9 protein-coding genes and 1 other RNA gene are annotated in these 9,429 nt (G+C 34.0%); all 10 read left to right on the forward strand.

All coding sequences use genetic code 11. The annotated features are described in order from the left end of the window. Position 1 precedes the first annotated feature (1 nt). The 10 genes from hisS (at position 2) to mnmA (ending at position 9,242) form a co-directional block, all read left to right on the forward strand. Entirely contained in the window at positions 2-1,279 is a 1,278-nt protein-coding gene (gene hisS / locus DER71_RS09860; protein ID WP_114458620.1) for a histidine--tRNA ligase, read from the forward strand. Continuing rightward, entirely contained in the window at positions 1,276-3,051 is a 1,776-nt protein-coding gene (gene aspS, locus DER71_RS09865) for an aspartate--tRNA ligase (protein ID WP_114474605.1), read from the forward strand. The genes hisS and aspS overlap by 4 nt, the downstream gene beginning before the upstream one ends. Positions 3,052-3,178: 127 nt before the next feature. Then, positions 3,179-3,362: non-coding RNA, 6S RNA (gene ssrS / locus DER71_RS09870), on the forward strand. Between the two features lie 86 nt (positions 3,363-3,448). Further along, the gene (locus DER71_RS09875; protein WP_114458622.1) at positions 3,449-4,033 is read left to right on the forward strand and encodes a 5-formyltetrahydrofolate cyclo-ligase; all 585 of its coding nucleotides are present in this window, start codon (positions 3,449-3,451) and stop codon (positions 4,031-4,033) included. Positions 4,034-4,036: 3 nt separating this feature from the next. Beyond that, a complete protein-coding gene (locus DER71_RS09880; RefSeq protein ID WP_114474606.1) occupies positions 4,037-5,368 on the forward strand; it encodes a replication-associated recombination protein A in 1,332 nt (443 codons plus the stop codon). A gap of 1 nt (position 5,369) precedes the next feature. Continuing rightward, on the forward strand, positions 5,370-5,996 hold the full coding sequence (locus DER71_RS09885; RefSeq protein WP_114458624.1) for a YigZ family protein: 627 nt from the start codon (positions 5,370-5,372) through the stop codon (positions 5,994-5,996). Positions 5,997-6,149: 153 nt separating this feature from the next. Beyond that, positions 6,150-6,590, forward strand: a complete 441-nt coding sequence (locus DER71_RS09890) for an Rrf2 family transcriptional regulator (RefSeq protein ID WP_114474607.1) — start codon at positions 6,150-6,152, stop codon at positions 6,588-6,590. Then, positions 6,587-7,780 carry a cysteine desulfurase NifS gene (gene nifS, locus DER71_RS09895; RefSeq protein ID WP_114458626.1) on the forward strand — a complete coding sequence of 398 codons (1,194 nt, stop codon included), beginning with the start codon at positions 6,587-6,589 and terminating at the stop codon, positions 7,778-7,780. Before DER71_RS09890 ends, nifS begins: the two co-directional genes overlap by 4 nt. A gap of 1 nt (position 7,781) precedes the next feature. Continuing rightward, entirely contained in the window at positions 7,782-8,156 is a 375-nt protein-coding gene (gene nifU, locus DER71_RS09900; RefSeq protein WP_114458627.1) for a Fe-S cluster assembly scaffold protein NifU, read from the forward strand. A gap of 12 nt (positions 8,157-8,168) precedes the next feature. Continuing rightward, on the forward strand, positions 8,169-9,242 hold the full coding sequence (mnmA, locus tag DER71_RS09905) for a tRNA 2-thiouridine(34) synthase MnmA (RefSeq protein WP_114458628.1): 1,074 nt from the start codon (positions 8,169-8,171) through the stop codon (positions 9,240-9,242). Positions 9,243-9,429: the final 187 nt, after the last annotated feature.

Raw genomic sequence — 9,429 nt, forward strand, 5'->3', positions numbered from 1 at the left:
AATGCAGTTTAATGCACCGCGAGGGACAAAAGATATTTTGCCCCCTGCTTCTTTAAAATGGCAGTATATCGAAAAGGTTGCAAGAGAAGTGTTTGCTAATTACAATTATGATGAAATTAGAACACCTATATTTGAATATACTGAACTATTTCAGAGGGGTATTGGTGAAGTTACAGATATAGTTGAAAAGGAAATGTATACATTTGAAGATAAGGGCGGGCGCAGCTTAACTCTTCGTCCTGAAGGAACCGCTTCGGTAATTCGATCTTTTTTAGAGAATAAAATTTATGGACAGGCACAGCCGACAAAATATTATTATATTGGGCCAATGTTCAGATATGAACGACCGCAGTCAGGCAGATTCAGACAATTTCACCAGCTGGGTGTAGAAGCAATTGGTTCAAATGACCCTGCTTTGGATGCGGAAATTATATCTTTAGGAATGAGATTTTTATCAAACTTTGGTCTGGAGGATTTGTCCCTGCATCTTAACAGTGTTGGTTGTAAATACTGCCGTCCTAAATATATAGAGATTTTAAAGGATTATCTAATAAATAATAGAGAACTTCTCTGTAATGACTGTAAAGCACGAATAGACAGAAATCCACTGCGGGTACTTGACTGTAAAAATGAAAGATGTCAGTCTGTTATAGATGATGCTCCAAAAATTGTCGATCATTTGTGCAGGGAATGTTATGGACATTTTTCCAGTGTACAGGCATATCTTGATATTTTAAAAATAAATTATTATATTAATCCTAAACTTGTGCGCGGACTTGATTATTATACAAATACTGCTTTTGAAATAAAAGACAGCCACCTTGGTGCTCAGGATACAGTTTTTGGCGGTGGAAGATATAATGGACTTGCCGAAGAGATTGGCGGTAAAAAAATACCTGGAATTGGATTTGCCCTGGGGATTGAAAGACTGCTTCTTTCTATTAAGGCACAAAATATAGAAATTCCAATAGAAAAAGGTATTGATCTTTACATAACTGTTATTGGGGAAAATGCAAAAAAAGAAGCTTTTAGACTTAATGACCTTCTGCGAAATACAGGTTTTAAAACTGAGATGGATTATCTGGATAGAAGTGTGCGCAGTCAGATGAAATCAGCAGACCGAATGAATGCAGATTACACAATTATTTTAGGTGAGGATGAGCTTGAAAATGATTCTGCAACAATTAGAAATATGAAAACCGGTAATGAAAAATTAATTAAGTTAAGCAGCCTAATCAACGAAATGAAGCAGCTAGTATATGGGGAGGAAGTAGTATGAGCGACACAATAAAAGGTTTTAAAAGAACACACAGCTGTGGAAATATTAGCAGCAGAAATATTGGTGATAAAGTAATAGTTATGGGCTGGGTTCAAAAAAGAAGAGATCATGGTGGTGTTATTTTTGCTGATATTAGAGATCGCTCCGGTATCGTACAGGCGGTTTTTAATCCTGGTCTTAATGATGAGTCCTTTATTAGAGCGGATAAGTTGAGGTCAGAATATGTTGTGGCCCTAAAAGGTGAAGTAAAAAAAAGACCAGAAGGAAATGTAAATCCTGATATTCCAACAGGTGAAATCGAAATAAAATGTGAGGAATTACGAATTTTGGATAAAGCTCAAACTCCTCCAATTCAGATTGAAGACTATCTGGAAGTTGGAGAAGATTTGAGATTGAAATATCGTTATCTTGATCTCCGCAGACCAAAAATGAAAAACATTATGAAGATGAGGCATAGAATAATGAAAACAACCAGAGATTTTCTAGATGATAACGGTTTTTGGGAAATTGAAACTCCCATTTTAACCAAAAGCACTCCTGAAGGAGCAAGAGATTATCTTGTTCCAAGTAGGATAAATAAAGGCCACTTTTTTGCACTACCTCAGTCTCCTCAAATATTTAAACAGCTGCTGATGGTTTCAGGAATTGAAAAATATTTTCAGATTGCAAGATGTTTTCGAGATGAGGATTTAAGGGCAAACAGACAGCCAGAGTTTACACAGATAGACCTGGAAATGTCTTTTGTAACAAAAGAAGATGTTTTTGAAATTACTGAAGGATTAATGCGCAGAGTATTTTCAGAAGCAGATATAGATATTCCTAAAGAAATTAGAGTATTATCCTATCAGGAAGCTATGGATAGATTTGGTTCTGATAAACCAGATTTAAGATTTTCTATGGAGCTGAAAGATATATCTGATATAGTATCTGAAAGTGATTTTAAAATTTTTAGTGGAACAGTACAAAAAGGTGGACAGGTTAAAGGAATTAACTTTAAAGGAGGTTCAGACTCAGCGAGAAGTGTAATTGATGGATTTGAAGAATATGTAAAACTTTTTAATGCAAAAGGACTTGCATGGATTGCACTGCGCGAAGAAGAGATAAAATCTCCTATCACTAAGTTTCTCTCTCAAACGGAAATTGATTCTGTTATAGAAAAAATGGATGCTGAAACAGGCGATCTTTTGCTTTTTGTAGCTGATGAAAAAGATGTAGTGGCTTCAGCACTTGGAAACTTAAGATTGAAAATTGCTCGTGATTATGATCTTATTCCAGAAGAAGTTTATGAATTTGTCTGGATAGTTGATTTTCCTCTTTTTGAATATGATGAGGATAGAAAACGTTATGTAGCAAAACATCATCCTTTTACTGCTCCTATTGAAGAGGATATTGATAAACTTGATGAAAAGCCTTCTTCTGTGCGTGCTGATGCTTATGATTTAGTATTAAATGGAGAAGAACTTGGTGGTGGAAGTATAAGAATCAATAATCGTTCACTGCAGGAAAAAGTATTTTCTATTTTATCTATGGATCAAGAGGAACAGGAGGAAAAATTCGGTTTTCTGCTGAGAGCTTTTGAATATGGAACACCGCCACATGGCGGTATTGCTTTTGGGCTGGACCGACTGATGATGATTACTTCCAGGACAGATTCTATTAGAGATGTAATTGCTTTTCCAAAAACACAGCGAGCTACATCTCCTTTAACAGATGCTCCTTCAAAAGTAGCTAAAGAGCAATTAGAAGAACTTGGTATTTCTATAAAACTTTAAATTCTAATCTCTTCTATAAATAGAGTTTCCTGAAAATTATTTTTAGAGTTAGAAATTGGGAAACTCTTTTTTTGATAAGGCTTGCAGGGCATTATAATTTGTGTTAATATATTATTAAAGTAAATATATTCATCTGCTGTGTGCGTAATGATCAAAAGAAATTTTGACCAACATCAATACACAGGGAGCCTGGTCTCTACCTGCGGCGTATAGGCCTTCTTAATTGAGAGGACATATAAACCAGGTAGGAGGGCACCCACTTGGCAGACAGGGATCAAAATTAAATGATCATACGGCACAGTGGATGACTTTTGCTAACCGCTATATTAAGGTTAGTTTTTTTATTTTTTGCAGAATTATAATATTTTTGTTATGATTTATAGGTGAGGTGATATTAATGAAACTAAAAGAAAAAATGAGATCTGAATTTTTAGATCAGAGGTCAAAAATACCATTGGAAAAAATAATTAAATGGAGTAATAAAATTACTAATAAATTTCTTGAACTGGAAACAGTAAAAAATGCAGAGTCAGTAATGACATATGTTTCTTTTAGAAAAGAAGTACAAACATATAATTTAATGGAACGGCTGCTTGATGAAGGATATATTTTATATGTACCCTATACAATAAAAGAAAAAATAACTCTCGGTATAGCTGAAATTAATGATTTAGATAAAGATTTAAAACCAGGTGTTTTTGGAGTTAGTGAACCACTCAAGTCTTTACGAACAGAAATTGTTCCTGATGATTTAGATATTATTGTAGTTCCCGGGGTAGTATTTACAAAAGAAGGTTATAGAATTGGATATGGTGGTGGTTTTTATGATGGATTTTTGGGAGAAAACGGAAAAGATAAGCTTAAGATTGCTTTTACATATGATCAATTCATAGTAGACAAAATACCTGTTGAAGACCATGATATTCCAGTCGATATGATTATTACTGAAAAGGAAGTAATAGACTGCAGAAAAGAGGTGTAGTCATTGAATCTTTTTGAAAATGCCAGAGATGATAAAGAAAATCGTCCTCTTGCATTTAGAATGCGTCCTCGCAGCCTGGATGAGTTTTTTGGTCAGGAAGATATTGTTGGAGAAAATAAACTTCTCAGAAGGGCAATTAAAGCGGATAGACTTCAGTCCCTTATCTTTTATGGACCTCCAGGAAGCGGGAAGACAAGTCTTGCTCAAATTATTGCTTTAGAAACCAAAGCAAATTTTGTTAAATTAAATGCAGTTACTTCGGGAGTAAAAGATATTCGAGAAGTTATAAAAAAAGCCAAATCCGATAAAGACATTTACAATAAAAAAACAATTTTATTTATAGACGAGATTCATCGCTTTAATAAATCACAGCAGGATGCCCTTTTACCTTCTGTAGAAAATGGTACTGTAATTATGGTGGGAGCAACTACTGAAAATCCTTATTTTGAAGTCAATTCTCCTCTGCTTTCACGTTCCAGGATATTTAGATTAAACGAATTAAGTGCAGATAATATTTTTTCTATTCTCAAAAATGCACTTAATGATAAGGAGAGAGGACTTGGAGAACTGAAGATTGATATATATGATAAAGATTTAAAATTTATTGCTGAACTTGCAGATGGAGATGCAAGAGTTGCTCTAAATACACTTGAATTAGCTGTATTAACAACTCCCCAAAATAAAAATGGAATTATAAAAATAGATAAAGATATTATTGAAGACTCTATGCAGAAAAAAATTATTAATTATGATAAAAAAGGTGACAATCACTATGACATTGTTTCCGCTTTTATAAAAAGTATGCGGGGTTCTGATCCAGATGCAGCTGTGTATTGGCTTGCAAGAATGATTGTAGCAGGAGAGGATCCAAGATTTATAGCCAGAAGAGTTGTTATTCATGCTGCAGAAGATGTAGGACTGGCTGATCCAACTGCGTTAATACTTGCAGAATCTGCAGCCAGAGCTGTAGAACAAATCGGTTTTCCGGAAGCCAGAATTCCACTTGCTGAAGCAGTTATATATATTGCATCTGCTCCCAAAAGCAACTCAGTTATAAAAGCAATAGATAGTGCTGTAAATTATGTGGAAAATAATCATCAGGGTAAAGTTCCAGTTCATCTGAGGGACAGTCATTACAGTGGAGCAGAAGATCTGGGCCATGGACTAAATTATAAATATCCTCATGATTATCCTGATAATTATGTAAAACAAAATTATCTTCCAGATAATATATCTAACAAACAATTTTATCAACCTGGTTCTCTGGGGAGAGAAAAACAGACTGCAGAATTTTTGCGATATCTGCATGAAAAACATGACAAAGGTGAAGATTAAGATGTCTGAAAAGAAATTAAAACCTGCAAAAAATCTTGAGATCAGGAATAAGGTTAAAGATAGTAAATTTTATGCCAGTATTTTTTCTGTAAATAATCGAAGTGAAGCTGAAGAAAAAATTGAAGAGATAAAGAATAAATATTCAGATGCATCTCATAATGTTTCAGCTTTTAGAGTAGAATCTGAGTCAGGAATTATTGAATATTTTGATGATGATGGTGAACCGGCAGGTTCATCCGGTCCGCCAGTGCTTGATGCCATAAAAGGTGCAGATTTAATCAATACTGTTATTGTTGTTACACGTTATTTTGGAGGAACAAAACTTGGCATTGGTGGATTAATAAGGGCTTATGGTAATTCAGCAAGAATGGCAATTAATGAAGCCGGTATTGAAGAATTAAATAAATTTTTCCTCTTTTCTGTTGAGAGTGATTTTAATCAAATAGGAAATATTTTAGGACAGCTTGAAGCTCATAAAGCAGAAATATTAAATACTTTCTATAATGAAAAGGGTGGGACAGTAAAATCTATTATTTCATCTGAAGATTATGAACATTTGCAGAGAGATATTAGAGAAAAAACTGGAGATAAATTTTCTTTAAAATTAGAAAAAACTTTGTTTCGGTAATTATAAGTGTTGAAGGTTGAATTCCATTTATTTTTTGCGTTAAAGTAAAAAAATAGAAAATAATTAAAATCATTAAAGTTGACAAAAACAATACATTATGTTAAAATAATATCAAAAGTTGATAAACTAACTCAAGTTTGCAGAGGTGAGAAAATGAGAGTATCCACAAAAGGTAGATATGGTCTCAGAGCTATGGTTGATTTAGCTGAACACGAAAAAGGTAAGGCGATTCCTATCAGAGAAATATCCGAAAGGCAAAATATATCTGAACAGTATCTAGAGCAGCTTTTTGCAACTTTAAGAAAAGCTGGTTTGGTAAAAAGTGTCCGTGGGGCACATGGCGGATATATGTTAAATCATGAACCTGAGGATATATCAGTTGGAGATATTTTAACAACTCTGGAAGGACCTATAGCTCCTGTTGACTGTGTTATAGACAAAGAAGAATTTTGTAATTATATTGATAAATGTGTTATTCATGAATTGTGGGAAGAACTTGCAGACAGTATAAAAAATGTTGTTGATAATATGACTTTAGCGGAACTTAAAGATAAGGCTATAAAAGAACATTCAGATCGGAGTGATGTTCAATGAAAAGTAAATATTTTGACCATGCAGCAACCACACCAGTAAGGCCGGAAGTGATGGAAGAAATGCTTCCTTTTTTTACTGATATTTATGGTAATCCTTCCAGTGTACATTTGCCGGGCCAAAAAGCTGCAGGTGCAGTGGATGATGCGCGGCAAAAAATAGCTGATCTTATTGGAGCAGATCGATCTGAAGAGATTATTTTTACTTCAGGTGGAACTGAAGCTGATAATTTAGCCATAAAAGGTACAGCTATGGCATTAAAGGATAAAGGCAAACACATTATTACATCAAGTATTGAGCATCATGCAGTACTGCATACATGTCAATTTTTAGAAAAACATCTAGGTTTTGATGTAACTTACCTGGAAGTTGATGAAGAAGGTTTTGTTGATCTTGAGATGTTAAAAAATTCAATAAGAGAAGATACTATTTTAATTTCTATAATGATGGCTAATAATGAAATTGGTACAATAGAACCTGTGGAAGAAATTGCAGAGATTGCAGAAAAGCATGATATTTTATTCCATACTGATGCTGTACAGGCTGTCGGGCAGATACCAATTAATGTAGTTAAACAGAATATTGATATGCTTTCATTATCTGCCCATAAATTTAATGGTCCCAAAGGTGTTGGAGCTCTGTATGTAAAAAAGGGAATTAAACTTGTACCGCAAAGTTCTGGAGGAGCTCAGGAACGAAAAAGAAGAGCCGGGACTGAAAATGTTCCTGGAATAGTTGGTATGGGAAAAGCGGCTGAGATTGCTAATGAAGAGATGATGGAAAAAGCAGATAAGCTGTCATCTATGAGAGATGATTTAATTAGTAGAATTTTTTCTGAAATTGATGATGTTCTTTTAAATGGACCCGAGGGTAAAGATCGTTTGCCGGGAAATGCAAATATTACTTTTAAATTTATTGAAGGTGAGTCTATATTATTAAATCTCAATATGATGGATATCGCTGCTTCAACAGGTTCAGCCTGTGCTTCTGGCTCACTCGATCCTTCACATGTTATTCTTGCTTTAGGAAGACCACACGAACTTGCACATGGTTCAATTAGATTTTCACTTGGTTATGGAAATGTTCAAGAAGATATAGATTATTTAATGGAAGTATTACCAGGAATTATAAATAGATTGAGGGAAATGTCACCTTTATATAATAAAAAGACAAAAGAAGTAGGAGCTGATTAATATGTATTCTGATAAAGTAATGGATCATTTTCAAAATCCAAGAAATGTTGGTGAAATAGAGGATGCCAGTGCTGTAGGTGAAGTGGGTAATCCAACCTGTGGAGATATTATTAAACTTTATTTAAAAATAAATGATAGTGATGAAACTATTGAAGACATAAGTTTTAAAACTTTTGGTTGTGGAGCTGCTGTGGCTACAAGCAGTATGGTGACAGAACTTGTAAAAGGTAAAAAACTTGATGAAGCATTAACTGTAAGCAGAGATACAGTAGCAGAAGCTTTAGATGGACTTCCACCTGCAAAAATGCACTGTTCCAACCTGGCTACAGATGCATTAAAAAATGCAATTGAGAAATATAAAAAGACTAAAGAATAAAAGGGTGTTTAGATGAAAAGAGTTATGATTGCAATGAGTGGCGGGGTAGACAGTTCTGTAGCAGCTGCTTTATTAAAAGAAGAAGGATATGAAGTGATTGGGGGAACAATGCATATTTTCCCAGATTATGAAGAAGCTGTCGATAGAGATGATCACTGCTGTTCTTATTCTGCTGTTCAGGATGCAAAAAGAGTTGCTAATATGCTTGATATTCCTCACTTTGTTTTTAATTTAAAAGATGAATTTCAGGAAAAAATTATAGATTATTTTGTTGAAGAATACAGTAGAGCCAGAACTCCTAACCCCTGTGTAATGTGTAATAAAGAAATTAAGTTTTCTGCACTGATGAAGAAAGCTCTTGAGGTTAATTGTGATTATATAGCTACAGGGCATTATGCTAGAATTGAAAAAGTAAATGGCAGGTATAATCTCAAAAAGGGAGTCGATAAAGAAAAAGATCAAAGCTATATGCTCTATGTTCTTAATCAGGAGCAGCTGAGTAAAACGTTATTTCCATTAGGAAATTTTACAAAAGAAAGAATAAGAGAAAAAGCTAAAGAACTGGGTTTTTCAGTTTACAACAAACCTGATAGCCAGGAGATCTGTTTTGTGCCTGATGATGATTATATCAGATTTCTGGATACTAATTATCCTGAAATATCTAAAACTGGCCCTATATTGGATACAGATGGTAATAAAGTAGGAGTACATTCCGGGTTAGCTCATTATACAATTGGCCAGAGAAGAGGACTGGGAGTTGCGTTAGGTTATCCAGTATATGTAGTTGAACTTGATCATCAAAACAATTCAGTAATAGTTGGAAAAGATAATGAAGTATTTAATAATGGTTTAATTGCTGATGATATTAACATGATTTCTATTGAAAAACTAAATGGCAAAATGGATGTAAGAGCAAAAATAAGATATAACAGTGACGAAGTAAAGGCTTATATTGAACCCGATAAAGGTAATAAAATTAGAGTTACTTTTGAAGAAAAGCAGCGGGCAATTACTCCTGGACAGTCTGTTGTTTTTTATGATGATGATCTAATTATTGGTGGAGGTATAATTGAAGAAAGTTTTTAAATCAGTATATTTATCAATTTTTAGCCAAAATATCTGTATTATACATAAGGTGCCTGTGATAGAAGTTAAAATCTGCTAGTACAAATCAACTGGACTTTCCCCATTTTTTATATACTGCTGCAAAAAGGGGAGATGCAGGAATATTGAAATTTTTAGTCAATGAATCTTAACGAAATGAAGGAAGAAA

The organism is Halanaerobium sp. DL-01 (genome assembly GCF_003338615.1).
Lineage (GTDB): Bacteria > Bacillota > Halanaerobiia > Halanaerobiales > Halanaerobiaceae > QPJE01.

Bases quoted from the DNA above. Each gene is read 5' to 3' on its own strand.
- aspS (WP_114474605.1), top strand. From the start codon at position 1,276: ATGAGCGACACAATAAAAGGTTTTAAAAGAACACACAGCTGTGGAAAT.
- hisS (WP_114458620.1), top strand. From the start codon at position 2: ATGCAGTTTAATGCACCGCGAGGGACAAAAGATATTTTGCCCCCTGCT.
- DER71_RS09885 (WP_114458624.1), top strand. From the start codon at position 5,370: ATGTCTGAAAAGAAATTAAAACCTGCAAAAAATCTTGAGATCAGGAAT.
- DER71_RS09890 (WP_114474607.1), top strand. From the start codon at position 6,150: ATGAGAGTATCCACAAAAGGTAGATATGGTCTCAGAGCTATGGTTGAT.
- nifU (WP_114458627.1), top strand. From the start codon at position 7,782: ATGTATTCTGATAAAGTAATGGATCATTTTCAAAATCCAAGAAATGTT.
- nifS (WP_114458626.1), top strand. From the start codon at position 6,587: ATGAAAAGTAAATATTTTGACCATGCAGCAACCACACCAGTAAGGCCG.
- DER71_RS09875 (WP_114458622.1), top strand. From the start codon at position 3,449: ATGAAACTAAAAGAAAAAATGAGATCTGAATTTTTAGATCAGAGGTCA.
- mnmA (WP_114458628.1), top strand. From the start codon at position 8,169: ATGAAAAGAGTTATGATTGCAATGAGTGGCGGGGTAGACAGTTCTGTA.